Annotated in this window: 21 protein-coding genes; 12 read left to right on the plus strand and 9 right to left on the minus strand. The window is 64.4% G+C overall.

Translation table 11 applies throughout. The annotated features are described in order from the left end of the window. Positions 1-34 precede the first annotated feature (34 nt). The gene (locus SPR01S_RS01035; RefSeq protein ID WP_066583651.1) at positions 35-2,290 is read right to left on the minus strand and encodes a YadA-like family protein; all 2,256 of its coding nucleotides are present in this window, start codon (positions 2,288-2,290) and stop codon (positions 35-37) included. A 258-nt stretch (positions 2,291-2,548) separates the two neighbouring features. Here SPR01S_RS01035 and SPR01S_RS01040 point away from each other — a divergent pair, with 258 nt between their 5' ends. The 9 genes from SPR01S_RS01040 (at position 2,549) to SPR01S_RS01080 (ending at position 13,398) form a co-directional block, all read left to right on the plus strand. Next, positions 2,549-3,490 (plus strand): AraC family transcriptional regulator, encoded by a 942-nt coding sequence (locus SPR01S_RS01040; RefSeq protein ID WP_066583652.1) that lies wholly within the window; start codon positions 2,549-2,551, stop codon positions 3,488-3,490. Continuing rightward, positions 3,491-4,333 carry a response regulator gene (locus tag SPR01S_RS01045; protein ID WP_066583654.1) on the plus strand — a complete coding sequence of 281 codons (843 nt, stop codon included), beginning with the start codon at positions 3,491-3,493 and terminating at the stop codon, positions 4,331-4,333. Further along, on the plus strand, positions 4,323-6,245 hold the full coding sequence (locus tag SPR01S_RS01050; protein WP_066583657.1) for a sensor histidine kinase: 1,923 nt from the start codon (positions 4,323-4,325) through the stop codon (positions 6,243-6,245). Before SPR01S_RS01045 ends, SPR01S_RS01050 begins: the two co-directional genes overlap by 11 nt. A 77-nt stretch (positions 6,246-6,322) precedes the next feature. Beyond that, on the plus strand, positions 6,323-7,708 hold the full coding sequence (locus tag SPR01S_RS01055) for an RNB domain-containing ribonuclease (RefSeq protein WP_066583661.1): 1,386 nt from the start codon (positions 6,323-6,325) through the stop codon (positions 7,706-7,708). A gap of 133 nt (positions 7,709-7,841) precedes the next feature. After that, positions 7,842-8,786, plus strand: coding sequence for a sulfate adenylyltransferase subunit CysD (gene cysD / locus SPR01S_RS01060; protein WP_066583664.1), 945 nt, complete (start codon positions 7,842-7,844; stop codon positions 8,784-8,786). Between the two features lie 123 nt (positions 8,787-8,909). Beyond that, a complete protein-coding gene (gene cysN, locus SPR01S_RS01065) occupies positions 8,910-10,829 on the plus strand; it encodes a sulfate adenylyltransferase subunit CysN (RefSeq protein WP_066583667.1) in 1,920 nt (639 codons plus the stop codon). Next, positions 10,826-11,578 carry a 3'(2'),5'-bisphosphate nucleotidase CysQ gene (locus SPR01S_RS01070; protein ID WP_245661819.1) on the plus strand — a complete coding sequence of 251 codons (753 nt, stop codon included), beginning with the start codon at positions 10,826-10,828 and terminating at the stop codon, positions 11,576-11,578. The genes cysN and SPR01S_RS01070 overlap by 4 nt, the downstream gene beginning before the upstream one ends. A 65-nt stretch (positions 11,579-11,643) precedes the next feature. Next, positions 11,644-12,852 (plus strand): TetR/AcrR family transcriptional regulator, encoded by a 1,209-nt coding sequence (locus SPR01S_RS01075; RefSeq protein WP_066583671.1) that lies wholly within the window; start codon positions 11,644-11,646, stop codon positions 12,850-12,852. A gap of 21 nt (positions 12,853-12,873) precedes the next feature. Beyond that, positions 12,874-13,398, plus strand: coding sequence for a gamma carbonic anhydrase family protein (locus SPR01S_RS01080; protein WP_066583674.1), 525 nt, complete (start codon positions 12,874-12,876; stop codon positions 13,396-13,398). Between the two features lie 175 nt (positions 13,399-13,573). Here SPR01S_RS01080 and SPR01S_RS01085 read toward each other — a convergent pair whose 3' ends face one another. Then, positions 13,574-16,162 (minus strand): M1 family metallopeptidase, encoded by a 2,589-nt coding sequence (locus tag SPR01S_RS01085; protein WP_066583676.1) that lies wholly within the window; start codon positions 16,160-16,162, stop codon positions 13,574-13,576. A gap of 161 nt (positions 16,163-16,323) precedes the next feature. Between SPR01S_RS01085 and SPR01S_RS01090 the strand changes: the two genes are divergently transcribed. Then, positions 16,324-17,277, plus strand: a complete 954-nt coding sequence (locus SPR01S_RS01090; RefSeq protein ID WP_066583754.1) for an NAD(P)H-dependent flavin oxidoreductase — start codon at positions 16,324-16,326, stop codon at positions 17,275-17,277. Between the two features lie 167 nt (positions 17,278-17,444). On the opposite strand, the gene SPR01S_RS01095 is transcribed toward SPR01S_RS01090, so the two are convergent. Both SPR01S_RS01095 and SPR01S_RS01100 read right to left on the minus strand, forming a co-directional pair. Continuing rightward, on the minus strand, positions 17,445-17,906 hold the full coding sequence (locus tag SPR01S_RS01095) for a DUF1465 family protein (protein ID WP_066583679.1): 462 nt from the start codon (positions 17,904-17,906) through the stop codon (positions 17,445-17,447). 82 nt (positions 17,907-17,988) lie between these two features. After that, complete coding sequence (locus tag SPR01S_RS01100; protein WP_066583681.1) at positions 17,989-18,186, minus strand: YdcH family protein; 198 nt, start codon at positions 18,184-18,186, stop codon at positions 17,989-17,991. A gap of 144 nt (positions 18,187-18,330) precedes the next feature. Here SPR01S_RS01100 and SPR01S_RS21080 point away from each other — a divergent pair, with 144 nt between their 5' ends. Then, complete coding sequence (locus SPR01S_RS21080) at positions 18,331-18,486, plus strand: YdcH family protein (RefSeq protein ID WP_084250836.1); 156 nt, start codon at positions 18,331-18,333, stop codon at positions 18,484-18,486. Between the two features lie 41 nt (positions 18,487-18,527). Here SPR01S_RS21080 and SPR01S_RS01105 read toward each other — a convergent pair whose 3' ends face one another. The 5 genes from SPR01S_RS01105 to SPR01S_RS01120 form a co-directional block, all read right to left on the minus strand. Further along, entirely contained in the window at positions 18,528-18,902 is a 375-nt protein-coding gene (locus tag SPR01S_RS01105; RefSeq protein ID WP_066583684.1) for a PilZ domain-containing protein, read from the minus strand. A 102-nt stretch (positions 18,903-19,004) separates the two neighbouring features. After that, a complete protein-coding gene (gene dksA / locus SPR01S_RS01110) occupies positions 19,005-19,463 on the minus strand; it encodes an RNA polymerase-binding protein DksA (RefSeq protein WP_066583685.1) in 459 nt (152 codons plus the stop codon). Between the two features lie 544 nt (positions 19,464-20,007). Further along, positions 20,008-20,556 (minus strand): hypothetical protein, encoded by a 549-nt coding sequence (locus SPR01S_RS01115; protein WP_157081831.1) that lies wholly within the window; start codon positions 20,554-20,556, stop codon positions 20,008-20,010. 12 nt (positions 20,557-20,568) lie between these two features. Then, positions 20,569-20,745 (minus strand): hypothetical protein, encoded by a 177-nt coding sequence (locus tag SPR01S_RS21395; RefSeq protein ID WP_157081833.1) that lies wholly within the window; start codon positions 20,743-20,745, stop codon positions 20,569-20,571. 36 nt (positions 20,746-20,781) lie between these two features. Beyond that, positions 20,782-21,222, minus strand: coding sequence for a host attachment family protein (locus tag SPR01S_RS01120; RefSeq protein WP_066583689.1), 441 nt, complete (start codon positions 21,220-21,222; stop codon positions 20,782-20,784). Positions 21,223-21,310: 88 nt separating this feature from the next. On the opposite strand from SPR01S_RS01120, the gene serS reads away from it, so the two are divergent. After that, positions 21,311-22,588, plus strand: coding sequence for a serine--tRNA ligase (gene serS / locus SPR01S_RS01125; protein ID WP_066583692.1), 1,278 nt, complete (start codon positions 21,311-21,313; stop codon positions 22,586-22,588). Positions 22,589-22,689: the final 101 nt, after the last annotated feature.

Raw genomic sequence — 22,689 nt, forward strand, 5'->3', positions numbered from 1 at the left:
TAGACCGGCAGAGGGGGTGCCAGCCCACCGAAGATTACAGGCCGAAGCTGATACCCACGCGCCCGCCGGTCGACCCACGGGCGGTCGATCCCGCAACACCGGCGCTGATATAGACGCGCCGACTGACCCGCCCGACGACTGCGCCAGAAAAGCCCTGCTCGCCACGGTACGTCGCCAGGTTGAACGAGAAGGACAGCTTGCTGTCGGGAACGATCACTGCCCCGCCGAGCGCCATGGCGGCGGCAATACCGCCATTGGCGGCCTTGACGCTGACGTTGAGGCTCGCGACCTGACCCGCCAGCGACGAGGTGAGCGTTTCCAGGCTCGAAAGGCGGCCGTTCTGGACGGTATCCAGCGCCTGGATCGCGGTGATCTGCCCAGCCTGAGTGTTCGATGCTGTCTGCAGCGAGCTGATATTGGCCGATTGGACGGTATCGAGCGCCTGGATCGACGAGATCTGCCCGGCCTGGGTGCTCGACGCGGTTTGCAGGGAAGCGATATCCGCCGATTGCGCGGTATCGAGCAACTGGATCGACGCAATGCTGGCATCCTCGGCAGCGTTGACGCCTTCGATCGACGTCAGACGCCCGTCCTGCACAGCTTGCCCCGCAATGATCCCGGAGATCGTCGTCGTGTCGCGCCCCAGGGTTCCGTTACCGTCGACGGTGACCAAAGACACCGAGCCGGTTTGCGCCAACGTGCTCGCCGCGATGTCGCCGATACTGACCGAACTACCGTTGCCGCCAAGGCGGATTTCGCCTGACCTGGTGGGGTTGGCCCCCGCCCCAAGCGCGACCGACTTGTCAAACAGCGCGTTGGCGTTTTCGCCCAGCGCGATCGCGCTCGCGCCAGTCGCCTTGGCGTTGTTTCCAACCGCGATTGCCGATTGGCCGTTGGCATCGGAAAACTGGCCCATCGCAACCGACGCGTCACCATTGGCGGAATTGTTGGCACCGATCGCCACCGCGCCGGTGCCGGTTGCGAAATTGCGATCGCCGATCGCCACCGCGCCGTTGCCATTGGCCTGGTTACCGAGACCGATCGACACCGCTGCCCCCCCCGAGGCGCCGGCGCCGGTGCCTATAGCCACCGAATCGTTACCGCCCGCCACGGCACCCTTTCCTCCGGCGAACGCCCCCGCACCTGTGGCGGTCGCGCTCCATCCCACGGCCGTCGAAAAATCTCCCGTGGCCTTTGCCACATTGCCGAGCGCCGTCGCGCTGAACCCCGAGGCGGTGGTGACATCGCCAAGCGCCAGAGCATGCGAGCCCGAGGCATTCGTCAATCTGCCGATAGCGATTCCCCAATTACCGACAGCCGACGCGCTCCGCCCAGCGGCAAACGCGCTGTCTCCCGATGCGGAGGCCCCGACTCCAAAGGCCGATGCATTGGATCCGCTCGCATCGGCGGCACGACCGACCGCCGTACCGTTCAAGCCGGCGGCGCTCGAGTTCTGACCGAGGGCCAGACCGTAATCGCCAATCGCGGTCGCTCCCGCGCCGAACGCGCTCGCCTGATAGCCTGAGGCGTTGGCGAAATAGCCCATTGCAATTGCGTAATCGGCGGTCGCGGTTGCCGCATGGCCGAACGCATTGGCATCCTGCCCCGTCGCATACGAATTGTTACCCACGGCCAGACTGTCCTGACCGAACGATTGCGCGTTCCGGCCGATGCTGACCGATCCCGACCCGGTGCTCGTCGCTTGGGAGCCGATCGCCAATGACGTGTCCCCGGACGCCACTGCATTCGGTCCCAAGGCCGTCGTATATTGTCCCGAAGCCTTCGCGCTATCGCCCAGGGCAATGGCTGACGAGTCGGTCGCCTGAGCGTCTACGCCGAATGCGGATGAACGGGTTCCGGTCGCCATTGCAGTAGTGCCAAATGCAGATGCGGAGGTGCCGGCCAGCGCTTGACGACCGAATACGGAGGCATCCTGTCCAGTCGCGGCTGCTAGGAATCCGAAAGCCGAATCGCCGAAAAGGTTTGCCTTGGCGCCAACGCCAACAGCGGTGGCGTCTTGGCCGAAGGCTTGCGCGAAACTGCCCACCGCGACAGCCTGATCGCCGGTCGCAGACGAACTCGACCCGACCGCCGTGCTGGAATCGCCGGTGGCAACCGCCGTATCGCCGATGGCAGTGCCGCCGGTTCCGGTGGCGTTCGAGTTGTTGCCGCACTCAAGGCCGCTGGTCGGTACCACAACGCACTGCGCTGATGCGGGACTGGCGACCGCGATCGCGACGATACTCCCACCACTGGCCGCGAGAAGTTTGATGATTTTGTGCTTCGACATGTTCTGTCCCCAATTTCGCGAATGATTTCGCAGCCATGGGTGAACCTTCCGCCTGGCGGCCCACCCGATGATGGGGCGCCAATTAGGCGAGCAATCCTAGTCGAAACATACCGCGTTCGCGGTAGGCGCGGGACGAGATCCCGCTTGAAAATGCGATGATATTATGAGGTTATACTATTTCAAGCACATGGACTTACTATTCTTAAGGCGATCGCGACCCGCGTACGCCAGATCGACCGGACCGGCTGGGGACATGAAATGATCTTTTCTTCCAGCGATCTGCCGGCGCATCTGGATGACCATGCGCGATTCAAGCTGTGGCACGAAGTCTTTAACGCGGAGATTGCGGAGGCGCATTTCTCGAAGGCCGAAACCATTCCCTTCGACATGACGTTCAAAGGCATAGCGATCGGTCCTGTGACCTATTCGACCATGGCCGGGACGATAAACGGAGCCGTGCGCACACCCGCTCATGCTGCCGCTGACGAACATTATACGGTGCATATCAACACCAGCCGCAGCGCGGTCGGCGGCGTTCACGAGAAGCGCGACGTGGAGATCAGCAGCGGCGGGGCCCTGGTCAACGCCTCGCAAGCTCAACGGTTGAGCGGCGGCGATCACAATAGCTGGATCTTGGTGCGTATACCGATGACGATGCTCGAGGCGAACTTTTCGGGGCTCGCCTCCAGCCAGGGTCGGGTGATCGCACCTGACCATGAGGCGCTGCGCTTGCTGCGCCGTTATGTCGGGTTGCTCGACACGGAGAGCGACACGCTGTCGGCGGGGATCGCGGACCATATGGCGGCAACAATCGTCGATCTGACCGGACTGGCGATCGGCGCGCGGGGCGACGAGGCCGAACTCGCGGGCATGCGCGGACTGCGCCGCGCGCGGCTCGGCGCGGCCCTCGATCGTATCCGGCGCGATTACAGCCAGCCCAATCTCTCTGCGGAAACTGTCGGACGCGAACTCGGTCTGTCCGCGCGCTATATCCAGGACCTGCTCGCGGCGAGCGGAGCCAGCTTCTCCGAGCGTGTCCTTGAACTTCGGCTGCAGCACGCGCGCAAGATGCTCTGCGCACCCAGTCATCGCGGCAAGCGGATCGGCGAAATCGTTTATGCTTCAGGCTTCAACGATATCTCTTACTTCAACCGCTGTTTTCGACGCCGGTTCGGCTGCACCCCCGGCGCGGCCCGGTGAGTGACGGATAATCATCATCCCGGCGCTGACGAGCGCCTCCGCCGTGCGCGCCCGTCCAAGTCCAGCGCGCTCCAGCCCAAGACAGCGCCGCGGCTGGGTGCGATGACCTCGCCGCAATTCGCGGATCGCGTTCTCGGCGACGGGGTTGGACAAGATGGCGATAATGATGCGATCGACTCGGCGGACGAACTAGAGATGATCCGCGTGGCGATCATCGAGGACGATCCTGCGACGATCGACCTGCTACGATCGGCAATCGAGCCGGCCGAAAATATCGAAATCGCGGCGGTGGCGCGCAACGTCATGACCGGCGTGAAGTTGATCGCCGCGGGCGGATACGACGTGCTGTTGTGCGACCTGGGGCTGCCCGACGGTAGCGGCATCGCGCTGATTCGCGAGTCCGCGACCCGATATCCGGCGGCCGACGTCATCGTCATCACGATCTTCGCTGACCAAGCCAAGGTGCTCGACAGCATCAAGGCGGGTGCGCGCGGCTATCTGCTCAAGGACGAACAGTTCGCCGATTGCGTCGAAGGCATTCGCGAAATCCGCCGGGGCGGGTCGCCAATCAGCCCGATCATCGCCCGCCAGTTGCTGCTTCAGATCCATCCGGCGACCAGGGCTACCATCGCTCCGTTGAAGGAGGGGTTGTCGCCACGCGAACTGGAAATCCTCAACCTGCTCGCGCGCGGCTTCAGCAACATCGAGATCGGCGAACTGATCTCGATTTCGAAGCTGACGGTCGGCACCCACGTCAAGAACATCTATCGCAAGCTCGAGGTCAATTCGCGATCGGAAGCCGTGTTCGAAGCGTCTAGCCGCGGCATCATGAATGCGCATTGACGCGGTAGGGCGGCGTTACCGGGCGACCCCGATTATCGCGGCCATCGCTGCGCTGGTGCTGCTCGTCACCCTTGTGCTGTGCTGGTCGGGCCATGACGGGCCCGCTGCGGCCGAGACTGAGGTGGCGCTCGATTATGGCGCAGTCGATTTCAGTTTTTCGGATGCGGCAACTATTCCGATCGGCGGCTGGCAGCCGGGCAAGCTGCCGGATTTCCGTTTATTGAGCGCGGCCAAGGCGCGAGGCAGCGATCCACCGCACGTATGGGTGCGCGCGCGATTTGACCGCGCGATTTTCGGCGAACGACCGCTGGCGCTCCACACCGAAATGGTTCGCGACAGCTACACGATCTATCTCAACGGGACCGAACTGTATCGCTCGCGCGCGGACTCCGGCGACTTGTCGTTCAGCTGGAATCGCCCGCTCTACGTGCCGCTGCCGCCGGTGATGCTGCGCCCCGGCGGCAATGAGATCGTCTTTCGGATCGAGACGCTCGCTCCCAATCTGCTCGGGCTTGGGGCGCTGCATGTCGGCCCCGATCGCGTCGTGCGGGCCGGTTTCAACAGCCAGTTGTTCTTCAGCAATATCGCGCCGCAGATCGTGTCGGGCTATTTGTTGATCCTGACGATCGGCGCGCTGTCATTCTGGGTGAAGCGGCCGAAGGATAACATCTATGGTTGGCTGGCACTTGTCGGCCTCGTGTGGCTGTTCCGGAATCTCCAATATTTCGTCCAGGAACCGCCGATCGAGCGGGTGTTGTTCTGGACCGCGTCGACCGACGCGATATTCGTGCTGATGGCGGCCGTTTTCGGATTCGCGGCAGCCTATTTCGCGCTGCCCCGTGCCCGGCTGATACAGGTCGCGGTTTTTGCAATGTGCGCGGTGGAAATCTTCGCCCGCCATCAATTGGTGGCCGCGGGTCGCAGCGAGTTGCCGAGCTTCCTGCTGACCGTCCCGATGACGGCGACGATGATCGGCCTGCTGGCCTGGGCATGCGTCAAGAAGCCGACCTCGCAACATTGGACGATGTTCGGCGCGATCCTCCTGTCACTCGCCTTCTCTTTCCACGACATGCTGTTTTCGTTCAAAGTCTCGCGGGGCGCCGGGCTGTTTCTCCAGCCCTTTGGCGGACTCGCGATCTTCGCGGCGTTCGACGTGGCGCTGACGTCGCGATTGCAGACTGCCCTGGTCGACGTTGAAGACGTCAACCTGAAGCTCGAAGCCCGCGTCGCCGAAATCACCGCAAGCCTGGCCGAAAGCGAAGATGCGCGCGCTAAACTACAGGTCGCGCACGCCGTCGATGGCGAACGCGAACGAATGATGCGTGAAATCCACGACGGGATCGGATCCAGCCTGCTCACCGCGCTCGCCCACGCCAAGCATCGCAACGAATCGCCCGAAACGATCGCGACGCTGAAGCGCTCGATTACCGACCTGCGGATCGGCGTCGATTCGCTCGAGCCGATCGACGGCGATGTCGTGGCGCTGCTCGCCAATTTGCGCCACCGGATGGAACGCGAACTGAAAAGCGCGGGACTGACGTTCGTGTGGAGGGTCGAGGCAGCGCCACCCCTGCCCTGGCTCGACCCGGTCGGCGCGCTGCACATTCTGCGCATCCTGCAGGAAACGATCGGCAACAGCCTGCGCCATTCGGAAGGGGCGACGATCGAAGTCCGCTGCGGCCCGTCGAGCCGAGATGGGGCCGCAGGTCTTCTGATAGAGATCGCAGACAACGGCGTCGGCTTCGAACCCGCCAGCACCTCTCGCGGCAAGGGCCTTGCCAACATGGCCGCGCGTGCGGACGCGCTCAACGCGAGCTTTTCCTGCACCAGTGCGATCGGAGCGGGGACGACGGTATCGATCTGGTTGCCGTTGGAGCGACCTCTTGCAGAAATCGACGAGCCGGCGTCTTGACGCTCGCTATATCGGCGTCATCGGCGTCGGCGCTCGGGGGCTATTCACGCACCCACCGACCGCTATACCGGCCCGCGATGAAGACTCTCGTCGATCCGTCCAATGCGCTCGCGCAGGGACTCGCCGCGCTCCGCAGCCAGTTCAAGGTTCCCGTCGCTTTCCCCCCGGACGTGCTCGCCGCCGCCGAGACGGCGGCCAAACGAGTGCCGACCGAGCATGTCGATCGCACCGCTCTGCCGTTCGTCACGCTCGACCCGGCGACCTCGACCGATCTCGACCAGGCTTTTGCGATCGAGACTGCGGGAAGCGACCTGTTGTTGCGCTATGCGATCGCCGATGTGGCGTGGTTCGTCGACGACGGGGACGCGATCGATGTCGAGGCATGGGCCCGCGGCACGACGCTCTATCTGCCCGACGGCAAGGCGGGTCTGTATCCGCCGGTGCTGGCCGAAGGCGCCGCGAGCCTGCTTCCGGACGGGCCGCGGCCTGCGGTCATCTTCATCGTGCGGGTCGCGCCTGACGGATCGGTCAAGCTTGACGGCGCCGAACGCGCGATAATCCGCAGCCGCGCCAAGCTAGCTTATGACAGCGTCCGCGACAGCGATCTGCCGCCTGATTTCGCCGAACTCGCGCGGCGCATCACAGCGGCGGAAGATGCCCGCGGCGCCTCACGCGTCGATCCGCCTGAACAGGAAGTCGACCGTCAAGCCGATGGCAGTTTCGAGCTGCAGTTCCGCCCCCGTCTGGAGGCCGAGGATCGTAACGCGGCGCTATCGCTAGCAACCAACCTGGCGGTGGCCGACGCATTGCAGGCGCATCACACCGGGCTGTTCCGCGTGATGCCCGCGCCCGATGCGCATGCGGTCGTGCGGCTGCGCAACACCGCTCGCGCGTTCGGCCTGTCCTGGCCCGCCGATGTTTCGCTCGAATGTTACGAGAATGGCCTGAGCGCCAACGATCCGCGCCAGGCCGCCTTCATGCTGGCGATCCGGCGCGCGGGTGGCGGTGCGGCCTATCAGCCCTATCGCGACGGTGTCGTGCCGTGGCACGCGCCGATGGCGGCGACCTATGCCCATGCGACGGCACCGCTCCGGCGGCTGGCCGATCGCTATGTCGTGCGTGCCGCGCTCGCCGTCGCCAACGGCCAGCCGGTTCCGGAGGTCGTTGCGCAAGCCTTCGAGAAACTGCCGCCGGTGATGGCGCATGCCGATGCGACGGGCGGCCAGATCGACCGCGCAGTGATCGATCTCGCCGAGGCCGCGGCGCTCAAGGACCGTGTCGGAGAGATATTCGGCGCGGTCGTGACCGATCTCGATCAGAAAGGCGCGAGGATCCAGTTGAGCGACTTGCCCGTCGTCGCACGGGTCGATGCGCACGGGGTCGAGCCGGGCGACACCGTCCGCGTCCGCCTGACCGGCGCCGACCCAGAACGCCGCGCGATCACCTTCGTCCGGATCAACTGACCCTAATGGGGCTTTGCCGTACTAAAGAAACCCAAGCGGTGACCCACGCCGCACTACCCCTATGTAGTCGCCGGACAGATAGTGTATTTCCGGCGCACGCGGTTATCCTGCGCCCCGAAAGGTGTTTCGACGCATGGCAACCCGGCCGCTGGCCTCCACTGACGACTTGATCCAGCCCGCAACGCTCACGCACCTGCAGCGGCTGGAAGCGGAGAGCATCCATATCCTGCGCGAAGTGGTGGCCGAAGCCGAGCGTCCGGTGATGCTCTATTCGGTGGGCAAGGACAGCGCCGTCATGCTGCACTTGGCGCGCAAGGCTTTCTATCCCGCGCCGCCGCCTTTCCCGTTGCTCCACGTCGACACGACCTGGAAGTTCCGGGATATGTACGCGTTGCGCGACCGGGCCGCACGCGAGGCGGGGATGGAATTGCTCGTCCACCACAATCCCGACGCGATAGCACGCGGAATCAATCCGTTCGATCACGGCGCGCTGCATACCGACCTGTGGAAGACGGAGGGCCTCAAACAGGCGCTCGATCAATATGGCTTCGATGCGGCGTTTGGCGGCGCGCGGCGCGACGAGGAAAAGAGCCGGGCCAAGGAACGCGTCTTCTCGTTCCGATCGGCATCGCATCGCTGGGATCCCAAGAACCAGCGGCCCGAGCTCTGGCACCTTTACAATGCGCATAAGGCCAAGGGCGAAAGCATCCGCGTCTTCCCGCTGTCGAACTGGACCGAGCTCGACATCTGGCAGTACATCCATCTCGAGGGTATCGAGATCGTCCCGCTCTATTTCTCGGCACCGCGCCCGACGGTCGACCGCGATGGGCTGATCCTGATGGTCGACGACGACCGCTTCCGGCTCAATCCCGGCGAAGTGCCGGTCGAGCGCTCGATCCGCTTCCGCACGCTCGGCTGCTATCCGCTGACCGGCGCGGTCGAGAGCGAGGCGGCGACCTTGCCGCAGATCATCCAGGAAATGCTGCTGACCACCACCTCCGAACGTCAGGGCCGGGCGATCGACAAGGATGCCGGCGGCGCGGGCATGGAGAAGAAGAAGCAGGAGGGGTACTTTTGACGCGCCACGTCATGCGCAGCGTGACGAAGCGTCAACCCCGGCGCAGGCCGGGGTCGTGCGCCTCATGCATGAACCTTCGATCGCCAGCGGCCCCGGCCTTCGCCGGGGCGACGGAATAAAAACATGACCGACACCACCTACCGCCCCGACGCCCTGATCGCGCAGGACATAGACGAATATCTCGCGCAGCATCAGCGCAAGACGCTGCTGCGCTTCATCACGTGCGGGTCGGTCGATGATGGCAAGTCCACGCTGATCGGGCGGCTGCTCTACGACAGCAAGATGATCTTCGACGATCAGCTCGCGCAGCTCGAAGCGGACAGCAAGCGGGTCGGCACGCAGGGACAGGAAATCGACTTCGCGCTGCTCGTCGACGGCCTCGCCGCCGAGCGCGAACAGGGTATCACGATCGACGTCGCCTATCGCTTCTTCGCGACCGAGAAACGCAAGTTCATCGTCGCCGACACGCCGGGCCACGAGCAATATACCCGCAACATGGTGACCGGCGCGTCGACCGCCGATCTCGCGGTGATCCTGATCGATGCGCGCAAGGGCGTGCTGACCCAGACGCGGCGTCACTCCTATCTCGCGCACCTGATCGGCATCCGGCACATCGTGCTGGCGGTGAACAAGATGGACCTGGTCGGTTACGACCAGGCCACGTACGACGCGATCGTCGCCGATTATGCCGCGTTTGCGCAAAGGATCGGAATCGAGCAATTCACCGCGATCCCGATTTCGGGGTTCAAAGGCGACAATATCACGGCATTGTCGGGCAATACGCCCTGGTATTCCGGGCCGACGCTGATCGAGCATCTCGATACGGTCAAGCTGGACACCGATGCCGATCGTGCCAAGCCGTTCCGCATGGCGGTGCAATGGGTCAACCGCCCCAATCTCGATTTCCGCGGCTTTGCCGGCCTGATCTCCGAAGGAACGATCGCGCCGGGCGACGCGGTGCGCATCCTGCCCTCGGGCAAAATGACGCGGGTCGAACGGATCGTTACATTGGACGGCGACCTCGACGTCGCTGTCGCGGGCCAGTCGGTCACGCTGACCCTGGCCGACGAAGTCGATTGCTCGCGCGGTGACGTCATCGCCGCGGCGGACTGCCCGCCGCAATCGGCCGACCAGTTCGAGGCGACGATCGTCTGGATGTCCGACGAGGAATTGCTCCCCGGTCGCGGCTATTGGCTAAAGCTCGGCACCCAGACGGTCAGCGCCAAGGTCCACCAGCCGAAATACCAGGTCAACGTCAACACGCTCGAACAGATTGCGGTGAAGACGTTGGACCTCAACGCGATCGGCGTCGCCAACCTGGTGACCGACAAGCCATTGGTGTTCGAGCCCTATGGCGACAGTCGCGACCTGGGTGGGTTCATCCTGATCGACAAGCTGACCAACGCGACGATTGCTGCGGGTATGCTGCATTTCGCGCTGCGTCGCGCACGCGACGTTCATTGGCAGTCGGTCGACGTCACTCGCGAGGCGCACGCGCAGCAAAAGGGCCAGGAACCCAAGGTGCTGTGGTTCACTGGCCTGTCAGGCTCGGGCAAGTCGACCATCGCCAATATGGTCGAGAAGAAGCTCTACGCGCTCGGGCGGCACTCCTACCTGCTCGACGGCGACAATGTCCGCCACGGGCTCAACAAGGATCTCGGCTTCACCGATGCCGACCGGATCGAGAACATCCGCCGGGTCGGCGAAGTCGCCAAGCTGATGACCGATGCCGGCCTGATCGTGCTGACCGCGTTCATCTCGCCGTTCCGCGCCGAACGCGACATGATCCGCGCGATGCTGCCCGGAGGCGACTTCGTCGAGATCTTTGTCGACACGCCGATCGAAGTGGCAGAGGCGCGCGATGTCAAAGGTCTCTACAAGAAGGCACGCGCAGGAGAGATCCGCAACTTCACCGGCATTTCGAGCCCATACGAACGCCCCGAGCGGCCCGATATCGTGATCGACACGACGCGCGAGACGCCGGAAGCGGCGGCGGAGCGCATCGTCGAGCATATCATGGGCGTATGGAGTCCCGATCTGTGAGCTGGACCCAGGCCGATGCCGACTTTGCTGCGGAGATCGCCGCAGCCGCAGGCAAATTGCTGCAGGAAGTTCGCGCCTCGCGCGACTGGGATCCGAAGGAACTCGGCAAGGCGGGCGACGCCGCCGCCAACGAATTGCTGTGTCACGCGATCGGCACCGAGCGCCCCGACGACGGCTTGCTATCCGAAGAGCGCAAGTGCGATGGCAGCCGCCTGGCCAAGTCGCGGACCTGGATTATCGACCCGGTCGACGGCACGCGCGAATATGGTGAGGCGCGTGACGATTGGGCGGTCCACGTCGCCTTGTGCATCGATGGCCGCCCCGAACTCGGCGTGGTCGCCTTGCCCGATGCCGGATTGGTGCTGCGCTCGGATGCGCCCCCTGCCCTGCAGCCGCTCAACGATCCTCCGCGCATGGTGATCAGCCGCACGCGACCGGCCGCCGAGGCGATCGCGGTGGCCGAAGCGATCGGTGCCGAATTGGTGCCGATGGGATCGGCGGGCGCGAAGGCGATGGCGGTGGTGCGCGGCCTTGCCGACATCTACCTGCATTCGGGCGGACAGCACGAATGGGACAATGCCGCGCCGGTCGCGGTCGCCCTAGCCGCCGGCCTGCACGCGACGCGGCTCGACGGATCGCCGTTCGTCTACAATTGCGCCGACACATGGGTCCCCGACCTGCTCATCTGCCGCAAGGAGTTGCTGGCGCGGGTGATCGAAGCCCTGCGCGCGACCGCCGCGGCTGCCTGAAATCGGCAAGCCCGTCACCCGCAACCACGGTTTGTTTCGCCAGGGCGAACCCCTATAGTGGCGGCATGACCGTCGATCCCGCCCGCCAGACGCCACGCTTCGCGCGGCGCCGCGGCGAGATTCTCGATGTCGCCTCCGACCTGATCAACCTGCACGGCACGCGCGGCATGACGCTGACCGCCGTAGCCAAGGCGCTTGGGCTCGATACGTCGAGCGTGACTTATTATTTCAAGCGCAAGGATGTGCTTGCGGCGGCGTGTCTGGAGCGCACCTTGCTTCGCCTGCGGGACAGCGCGGCGGCGGCGGCCCACGAGCCCGATCCGCGTGCGCGCGTCCGGGCTTTCCTGCACGATCAGTTCCAGACGCATCTTCATCAGCGTCTGCCCGGCGCGACGAAGCTGGCGCTGCTGTCCGACATGCGCGCGCTCGACGCCGAAGCCCGCGCTCCGCTCGACACGCTTTATGCCGATATGGCGCGATTGGTGCGCGGGTTCTTCGAGGCCGACGATGCACCTGACGTGGAATCGCGTACGCTCATCGCCAGCTCTGTCCTGATCCACAATGTGCATTGGTTGCCGGCCTGGCTGCCGCATTATCTCGAACGCGATCTCGATCGCGCCGAAACCCGATTGTTCGACATCCTCGATCGCGGCCTTGCCGCGGCTCGCGACTGGCCGATCGATACCGCTCCGCTCGATCCGCCGGATGACGGAGATGCCCAGACGCGATTCCTCCACGCCGCCACCAACCTGATCAATCGTGAAGGCTATGTCGGCGCGAGTGTCGAAAAGATCGCTGCCGAGCTCGGCGTATCGACCGGCAGTTTCTATCATCATCTCGAAAACAAGGACGATCTGGTCGTCGCCTGTTTCGACCGCAGCTATGCGTTGCTCGATGCCGCCCAGGCGCGCGCCGATGCCGCCGGCAGCGACGAAGGCGAGCGGCTGGCGATCATGGTGTCGAGCCTGGTCGCGTTGCAATTCGCAGCCGACAGCCCGTTGCTGCGCACCAGCGCCTATCAGGCACTGCCGATCGACCTGCGCGAACAGATGCTGCAACGAACCGACCGCGTCACGCGGCACATTGCCGGCACGATCGCCGACGGCGTTGCCGACGGATCGGTTCGCGCGGTCGACCCGGAGATTGCCGGGCATGCGATCGTGGCCGCGATCGACGCCGCCGCATCCTTGCGGCGTTGGGCGGGACAGCGTCCGCTGGGCGATGCCGTCGCGCAATTCTCCGCGGCCTTGCGCTCCGGCATCTTCCCAACCTAATCGCGTCGCGAGGAGAACCCCGTGCCCATCTACGAACTCGACGGGAAGGTCCCGGTCATCGGCAGCGGCGTGTGGATCGCCCCTGACGCGCATGTCATTGGCGAGGTCGTGCTCGGCGACAATGTCGGCGTGTGGTTCGGAACCGTGATCCGCGGCGACACCTCGCTCATCACCGTCGGCAACGGTAGCAACGTCCAGGACGGGACGATGCTGCACTCCGATTACGGCGTGCCGCTGACGATCGGCGAGGATTGCACGATCGGCCACCACGCCATTCTGCACGGCTGCACGGTCGGCAACCGAGTGCTGGTCGGCATGGGAGCCACCGTCCTCAACCAGGCGGTGATCGGCGACGAATGCGTGATCGGCGCCAACGCCCTGGTCACTGAAGGAAAGACGTTCGAGGCGGGCAGCCTGATCGTCGGCTCCCCGGCACGCGCGATGAAGACGCTGGATCCCGACAAGCGCGCCTTCCTGAACGCGTCGGCGGACCATTACATCGCCAACGCGCATCGCTTCGCGAAGGGGCTGAAGCGGATCGATTGACCAACAAAATCCTCCCCATCGAAGGTGGGGAGGGGGACCGCGCGCAGCGCGGTGGTGGGGCCGCAGTGGCAAAGCCGCGAGGAGGGCATTTCCCCTCCACCATCGCTAGCGCGATGGTCCCCCTCCCCACGCGCTTTTGCGCGCAGGGAGGATTTACCTTATCGCGCTAAAACGCTCAGCTTCCCTTCGCCACCCACGCCGTCACGCCAGGCCGCAGCCGATCGGCAACCGCCTTGCGCACCGCGATCGTCGCCAGCGCGCGCTTGGCGCCGCCGCGCGAGCTGACGGGCAGGTTCTTCTCGGCATAGGCGTTGATCTTGCCCGGCATCGCCGGATCGTTCGAACCCGCGCCCAAGCTGACGATGAAGCCGGCCCGGGTGCTCGCTTCCAGCACGCCGTTGACCAGGTCGGCATTGGCAACGGCGAAATCGAACGCCATCTCCGGATGCTTGCCGGCCACCGCCCGCAGGATGGTCGGCTTCTGCTGCGCGGTTAGTATGTCGGTCTTGACCAGATCCAACGCCTTCTGCGCCAGCGCCGGATCCTTGGCCGCGCCGAGCAGGCGGACATATTCGTTCTTCACGACCGGGTTGGTTTCGCTCTTGAACAGGGTCAGCAGATCGTCCCAGTCGGCCGCGCTCGCATTGCTGGCGAAGGTGCCGAGCATCGGCCCGCGGATCGCCGGCGGGATCGCGGCGCTGTCGGTCTTGAGCTTGGCGACCCATTCCCGCGCACGCTTCAGCACTTCGGGATCGCCCGCCGCGCCGAGCCGGCCGACCAACCCCTCGCGCAGATTGGTGACGAGCGGCGACTCGCCGGCCTTTTGCTCATAACCGATCCGGGCCAGCACCGGCCCAAGCCGCTTGATTGTCAGCGCGTCGAGCTGCTGCTGCAGCGGAGTATTGGTGTAGAGGCCGGACAGCGAGCCGAGTTCGCTCGAGGCCAGCGACCATTCGAGCGGATTGGCGTCCTCGGGAATCGCCGCGAAAGTCGCCGCCCAGTCCGAGAAGTCCTGGTCGCCCGAGCGCGCCAGCGCGAAATCGTCGCCCAGCGTGCCGAGCCGATCGGCCACCGCCAGCTTGCCGTAATCGGCGACGAGCGCGGCGTGTGCCGCGTCCGAATAGCGGGCGCGCAGATAGCTGCCCTTGCCGACATTGAGCACGACCGGACCGCAGCCCGGCACCGTGACGTCGGTCTTGGCGCCGGTCGCGATGACGCGGACCGGATCGCCGCCGATCGTCCCGACGCGCAGCGGCACGCGCCAGCTCTGCGGGGCCTTGGACGCGTCATCGAGCCCGAACCGGCCCTGGGCCAGCGACACTGTGGTTTTGCCGTTGACGCATTTGCCGTCGGTCAAGGAGATCAGCGGCACGCCGCCCTGCAGCGTGAAGTCGTGCGCACTGTCGCTGATCTTCACGCCCGACGCCGCTTCGAGCTCGGCCCACAGCATGTCGGTTTGGGTGTTTCCGTATTTGTACTTGGCCATGTAGCGGCGGATGCCGTCGCGGAACTTGTCCGGACCCAGCGTCGACTCGATCATCGTGATGACCGCCTGGCCCTTGTTATACGTGATGCTGTCGAACGCCTCGCCGATCTGGTCGACGGTCTCTACGTGGCGGATGATCGGGTGCGTCGCAGAGGTAGCATCGATCGCCAGCGCGCCTTCGCGATCCTCGCTGACCGCGCTCTCGCGGGCGAACCAGCCGGGATTGAGGTCGTAGGAGGCCTTGTTCTCCATCCACGAGGCAAAACCCTCGTTGAGCCAGAGATCGTCCCACCAGTTCATCGTGACGAGGTCGCCGAACCATTGGTGCGCCATTTCGTGCGCGACGACGGTGAAGATGCGCTGCTTGTCGCTTTCGGTCGACCGCTTCGCGTCGAACAGCAGCTCGGGCTCGAAATAGAAGATCGCGCCCCAATTCTCCATCGCGCCGAAGAACTGGCTGGTGCCCGGGCCGGCGATCATGTCGAGCTTGGGCAGCGGATAAGGCTGGCCGAAATAGTCGTTATAATAGGTCAGCAGCCGCTTGGCCGAAGCCAGCGCGTAATCGCCCTGATCCTTGACTCCCTTGCGCGTGATCACGCCGATCTCGGTATTGCCGGCCATCACCGTCTTGCGCTCCATGTCGCCCATGCCGAGGAACAGCAGGTAGCTCGACATGATCGGTGTCTGGCGGAAGCTGTAGAGCTGGGTGCCGTCGGGACGGTTCGTCATGGTGGCGGGCATGTTGGAGAAAGCGAGCTGTCCCTTGGGCGCCACCGCCGACAGCTTGAACTTGGCCTTGAAGCTCGGCTCGTCCCACATCGGCGCGAATCGGCGGGCGTCGGGCGCCTCGAACTGCGTCGCCAGCATCCGGGCCTTCGATCCGTCGTTATTGGTATAGTCGATCGCGAAGAAGCCGGCCGCCGATTCGTTGATCTTCCCGGTCCAGGCGAAGGTGATCACATGGTTGCCGAGCTTGGCCGGCGCCGGGAGCGTCAGGGTCAGTTGCTGAGCCGCGTTGTCGAGCTTGAACGGCACCGCCTTGCCGTCGATCGTCGCGCGGCTGATCGTCATATCGGCGGCATTGAGGATGATCGTGCGGGTCGCCTTCTTTACCGCGACATTGACAGTCTCGGTTCCGGTGAAGGTCATCTTCTGCGCGTCGGGATCGACCGTGATGTCGTAGGATACGGGCACGACATCGGTCGGCAGTCGCGCCGCGGCGAGCGCCGGGGCGGACACGGTAGCGAGTAACAATGCGGCGGTGACGGCGATCTTCATGCGATTTCCTGGACCCGATGTTGGTGTATTGTCCGGCCATAACGCGCCCGGTGTGAATGGCAAATGGATCGATCCGGCCCGACCCGAGGATTACGTACCGTCAATTCGAAAACCTTTCCGAGGCCGCTGGACAGTGGTTTCGGTTGCGCTATGAAACCGGTATGAAGACGCCCATATTCGATCGCCTCCGCCTGCCCGTGATCGGGTCGCCGCTGTTCATCATCTCCGGACCCGATCTCGTGATCGCGCAATGCAAGGCCGGAATCGTCGGCTCGTTTCCGGCCCTGAACGCGCGGCCGCAGACGCTGCTCGACGAATGGCTGCACCGGATCACCGAGGAGCTCGCGGCGTGGAACCGCGACAATCCCGATCGTCCGGCGGCCCCCTTCGCGGTCAACCAGATCGTTCACAAGTCGAACGACCGGCTGGAGGGCGACCTCGCCATCTGCGCGAAATGGCAAGTGCCGATCACCATCACCTCGCTCGGCGCGCGCGAGGAGCTTAACCAGGCGGTGCACGCTTGGGGCGGGATTACGCTCCACGACGTCATCGACGACCGTTTCGCGCGCAAGGCGATCGAAAAGGGCGCCGACGGGCTGATCGCGGTCGCGGCGGGCGCCGGCGGCCATGCCGGGCGCTTGTCGCCTTTCGCGATCACGCAGGAAATCCGGCAGTGGTTCGATGGCCCGTTGGCGTTGTCGGGCGCGATCGCGACGGGCGGCGCGGTGCTCGCTGCCCAGGCGATGGGCGCCGACCTGGCCTATATCGGTTCGCCGTTCATCGCGACCGAAGAAGCCAATGCCGTCGAGGCCTACAAACGCAGCATCGTCGAGAGCAAGGCGGCGGACATCGTCTATTCGAACCTGTTCACCGGCGTGCACGGCAATTATCTGCGCAGCTCGATCACGGCCGCGGGAATGGATCCCGACAATCTGCCGGAAGGCGATCTCAGCACGATGAACTTCGGCGGCAATCGCGAGGCGAAGGCCTGGAAGGACATCTGGGGTTCGGGCCAAGGCATCGGCGTGATCGACAAGATCGAGTCGGTCTCGGCTCGCGTCGATCGGCTGGAAGCCGAGTATAAGGCGGCGAAGGCGCGCATCTGCGCGTCATGACGCCCCAGCCATAACGACAGGCGATGACCTTCTAGAGTCGTTTTCAGCTTCGCTGAATCGGCACCGACCCGCTCCCCCACCCGGCCTCCCATAAAATACCCTAGTTGGGAGGCCGGGTGGGGGAGCGGGCCGGTGCCGCAACTGTTTCAGCTTTGCCGAAACCGAGTCTAGAACGCCATTGCCAGACGGGCCTGCATCCATTGCACCGGGCTATCGGCAGGAAGCGAGGCGCTCTGTGCTCCATCGAGATGCGCCACGCGGCGATGGAGGTCGATGCTGGCAGTGATCAATGCGCGGGCGTCCGCCGGCATCTGCTCGATCACGGCGGCATCGGTGACCGGCGCGTCGCCCAGGCGACGGGTGGGATCGAGCGCATCGCGCGGCGACAATTCCCCCGAATCGACCGCGCGCTGAGTCAGCAACCAGGCGATGACGTGCATCAGCCGCGTCGTCACCTTGAGCGATTCGCACGAGAAGGTAACGCGACCAAGGGGATCCAGCGCCTCGCGCTCGACCCGCGCGCCCTGGTCGAAATAGCCGCGCGCCTCATCCGCCAGGACCATCGCCTCGACATAGAGCGAGTCGATCATCTTGCGATGGATGCGCAGTTCGGTGACGTCCCCTGTCATGCGCAATACGATTGCCACAAATGCCAGTTCCCGCAAGCGGCGAAAGGACTGACGCGTCCCAAATTCGACCAGTCGCGTTCGATCAGGCGATGATGTCCGGAATCAGCTGATTCTCCAACGCGGTTACCTCATCCTTCAGCATCAATTTTCGCTTCTTCAGCCGCGCGATCTGAAGTTGGTCGCTGGAACCCAACGCCCGCAACGCGTCGATCGCCGAGTCGAGGTCGCGATGCTCGGTCCTGAGGGCGTCCAGCCGTTTGTGGATCTGCGCTTCGTCCATCGCTATTCGCGTTCCCTGGGCCCTCGACGACCGATCTGTCGCCAAAACGAAGCGCCGCGTCGAATCGAAAGTGAAATCGATGGCGACAAATCGCGCGACTCGTGTTCTATTAGTCCACCCACCTTGATGAAGGAGGTCGCTCCCATGCAGAACTCGCACCTTTCAGCTCTTGAGGCGAAGCATATGGTGTTGGACCGGCAAATCACTGCCGAAAGCCAGCGCCCTGCGCCCGACACCCGCATCCTTGCGGATCTCAAGAAGCAGAAATTGCGAGTGAAGGAAGCCATCGCGGCGATCTGACACCGCTAGCGGCGCCCCGGGCAATGTGCCCGGGCCGCCTGTCAGAATAGCGGCTTGATCGGCTTGTCCTTGGTCGGGCCCGAACTGGCTACGACCGGCTTGCGCGCGGCCTGAGGATCGATCGGGTGATCGAACGCCACGCCGGCGCGCCCGGCCGCGACCCAGGCGATGCGGCCGTTTACCCAGCCGACGCCACGCACCTCCACCTCGACCATCGTGCCGATATCGATCGGCTTGGGCACATCGGCCATCAAACCGCCGGACGACAGGTTGCGGACGCGTACCTGCATGATTTCGGCCGAGCCCTCGATACGGAACCGCGCCACCAGCAACAGACTGTCGCGCGCGTCGTTACGCTGCGCGGCCGCGTCTGCGGCAGTGCCGTCGCTTAAGGGATCGTGCGAAAATTGGTCCATATGCCTGCCAAAAACGGGTCCATGCCCCCGTGGACGCATAGGCCGAAAATATTGTCGAAAGCGTTAAACCGCGGTCCCCGCGAAAATTTGATCCGGATCGGATCAATCCTCGCGCGACACCTTCTCGTTGCGCTCGTGGCGCTCCTGCGCCTCGACGGTCATCGTCGCGATCGGCCGCGCCTCGAGTCGGCCGAGCGAAATCGGTTCGCCGGTGACTTCGCAATAACCATATTCGCCTTCATCGAGTCGGCGCAGCGCGGCATCGATCTTCGAGATCAGCTTGCGCTGGCGATCGCGCGTGCGCAGTTCGATCGACCAATCGGTCTCGCTCGACGCACGATCGGTCAAATCCGCTTCGCGCAGCGGCTCGACCTGAAGCTGTGACAAGGTCACTTCCGCTTCCTTGAGGATCGCTTCCTTCCAGCGCAGCAGCTTGTCGCGGAAATATTCCTGCTGGCGGGGATTCATGAACGGCTCGTCGGGGCTCGGACGATAGCCGTCGCCGTCGTTGGCCGGTACGCTGAAACTGGAATCATCCATGCGATTCAAAGCCGTTGCCATCCCCACTCTCCTGTCGGCCCTTGGAACACTGTTCCCGTGTGCCTGTCGGACCCCAATGACGAGCGGGCCTATAGCGGCGCGGAAGCTGCTCCACAAGCGATTGACGACGGACGAAAAGATCGGCCGCGTTCTGGGCCCGCTAATGCGGGACGAATGACGGCACCATGAACCGACCAGCCACTCCTTCGTGATGGAGCGATACCGTCGGGTCAGCCGGACAAGTTAACCTACGGCGTATCACAATGACACGTTAACCATAATCGCACCCACATCGATCGATATAAAGATCAAATCAGGCGACTATAAATGGTTAACGGAATTGCGCTTAATTCTTTGTTTTGCACTATCGCACTAGCAGCGAAGCAACTGCGAGATTCACCATCGTCTCTGTGGGGTCAGAGACGGTTAGAGAGAGAGTAGACGCGATGTCTGTCCGGATGGCGATGGCTAAACTATGCGCCTGCGCATGCGGGGGCGCCATTATCGGCGGCGGCGCGGTCAAGGTGGCCGACCACGCCAAGGCCCGGCCCGTTTATGCCAAGACCTACAAGCGGCATGTCGTGCGGGCCCGGGTGGCGAGCGCCGCCCGATCGCGCGTTCGCAAGGTGGTGACGACCACGACGACGTGCCCGCCCGCGGTCGTGACGGTTGCCGGCGGCGCTCCGTTGCCGATGCCGCCCGCTTTCACTGGATCGAGCGGCGGCGTGCCGGTCGTCGGCGGCAGCGGCGGTGGCTGGGGCGGCGGCGGCGGAGGCTTTTTCGTCGGCGGCTTCGGGGGCAGCGGCGGCGGCAGCGGCGGGATCGCGATCTCTTCGACCTCGTCCAGCTCAGGCGGCTCGTCCTCGACCTCTTCCTCCACCGGCGGCTTCTCGTCGGGGAGCACCTCGTCTTCCTCGTCGGGCAACGTTTCCTCGTCGTCGTCGGGTAACGTCTCGTCCTCGACTTCGTCGTCGGGTGATGTCTCGTCCTCCTCATCGACCTCGAGTTCCTCGAACGGATCGTCGTCCTCGACGTCTTCGTCCTCGAACGGATCGAGCTCGTCCAATTCGTCCGCCAGTTCGGGGTCTTCCTCGACCTCGGGCTCGTCCTCCACCTCTTCGTCGAGCTACGGCTCTTCGTCCAAGGGCTGGAGCTCGAATGGCGGCTGGTCGTCGAACGGCGGCTGGAGCTCCAGCGGCCACGGCTCCTCGACCGGATCGACCGGCGGTACGCCTGCTCCAGTGCCGGCGCCGCCGATGGTCCTGTTGTTCGGCGGTGCCGCGGCTGCGATGGTTGCGCGCAAGCGCCTGACCAGGAAGAAAACCGATACTGTTGCTGCCTAAGCGGCAGTCAACGCTTTCTCTATTTCGGGAATCGGATGGCCGGTGAGATCCTTCGGGATTTCGCCGGTCAATCTGTTGGCCACCTCCAAATGATAATGCTTACGCAGCTCGCCCAGCGTGTGGGGAGGTGCCGCGACGATCAGCGATTCGAACTCGTTGGCCAGCGCCCGCTGCTTCAGGGTCGCCGCGATCTCTACCGCGAACCTGTCCTCCTCCAGCCGGTGAAAATCGGCCTCGTCGACCGTGCTACGCGGCGACCTGAGCATATTGGCCATACTCCCCGGACCGTCGCTCTTCTGGTCGTGATCGGCCGGATTGATCCGCTCTTCGGCATGCTCGACGACCAGGTTGGGATGTACTCCATCGCCTTCGTTCCGCAGGAACAACGCCTTGCGCCCGTCGGCGACCAGGACCAGACTATCGTGCCGTAATTGCATGGCTTCCTCCTCGCTATCTTGACGGGTCAACGCCGCAGCATCGCGCCGGGTTGCGCGGGCCGCCACGCCTCGTCATAGCCGCACCATTATGCACGATATCCGCCTGATCCGCGACGATCCCGAAGCCTTCGATGCCGGTTTGGCCAGACGCGGCCTGTCGCCGATGGCGTCGGACCTGCTCGCGCTCGATGAGAAACGCCGTGCGGTGATCACCGAACTGCAAGCCGGCCAGACTCGCCGCAACGAGGCGTCGAAAGCGATCGGCGCGGCCAAGGCGGCCAAGGACGAGGCGCGGGCGAACGCGCTGATGGCCGAGGTCGCGACGCTCAAGACGCGCCTGCCCGAGCTCGAGGAAGAGGAACGCATGGCGGAAGCCGCGCTGAGCGATGCGCTGGCTGCGATCCCCAATTTGCCGCTCGACGACGTGCCCGAGGGCGCGGACGAAGACGACAACCAGCTGATCCACGAGCGCGGCACCAAGCCGGTTTTCGGGTTCGCGATTCGCGAGCACGACGCGATCGGCCCGGCGATCGGGCTGGACTTCGAAACGGGCGTGGCACTAGCCGGCGCGCGCTTCACCCTGGTGCGCGGCGCCGCGGCGCGGCTCAACCGCGCGCTGGGCCAGTTCGGACTCGATGTCCTGACCCGCCATCATGGCTATGAGGAAGTCGTACCGCCGCTCTTGGTGCGCAGCGAAGCGATGTTCGGCACCGGGCAATTGCCCAAGTTCGCTGAGGACCTGTTCCAGACCACTGACGGTCGCTGGCTGATTCCCACGTCCGAAGTATCGCTGACCAACATCGTGCGCGAAAAGATCCTGGCGGCCGACGAGCTTCCGCTGCGCTTCACCGCATTGACGCCGTGCTTCCGATCCGAAGCGGGCGCCGCCGGACGCGACACACGCGGCTTCATTCGCCAGCATCAATTCGAGAAGGCCGAAATGGTCTCGATCGTGCCGCCCGACCAGTCGGAAGCCGAGCATGAGCGGATGACCGCGGCGGCCGAAGATGTGCTGACTCGGCTCGGCCTACCCTTCCGCCGGATGAAGCTCTGCACCGGCGACATGGGTTTTTCCGCCGCGCGCACCTATGACCTCGAAGTCTGGCTGCCGGGCCAAGGCCGCTATCGCGAGATTTCGAGCTGCTCGACCTGCACCGATTTCCAGGCGCGGCGGATGAACGCCCGCTTCCGCGGCGAGGATGGCAAGCCGGCATTCGTTCACACGCTGAACGGCTCGGGGCTGGTCGTCGGGCGAATGATGGTCGCGATCCTGGAAAATTATCAGCAGGAAGACGGCGCGGTCGCGATTCCCGACGCGCTGCAGCCTTATCTGGATGGGTTGAACCGGTTGGAGCCTACCAAATGAAATCCTCCCCGTCGCAGATGGGGAGGGGGACCGGCCGCGAAGCGGACGGTGGAGGGGAAATGTCCCGTCCTCGCCGCTTACGCGACTGCGGGCCCCCCCCC

Origin of the sequence: Sphingomonas pruni NBRC 15498 (assembly GCF_001598455.1) — a bacterium.
Taxonomy (GTDB): Bacteria; Pseudomonadota; Alphaproteobacteria; order Sphingomonadales; family Sphingomonadaceae; genus Sphingomonas; species Sphingomonas pruni.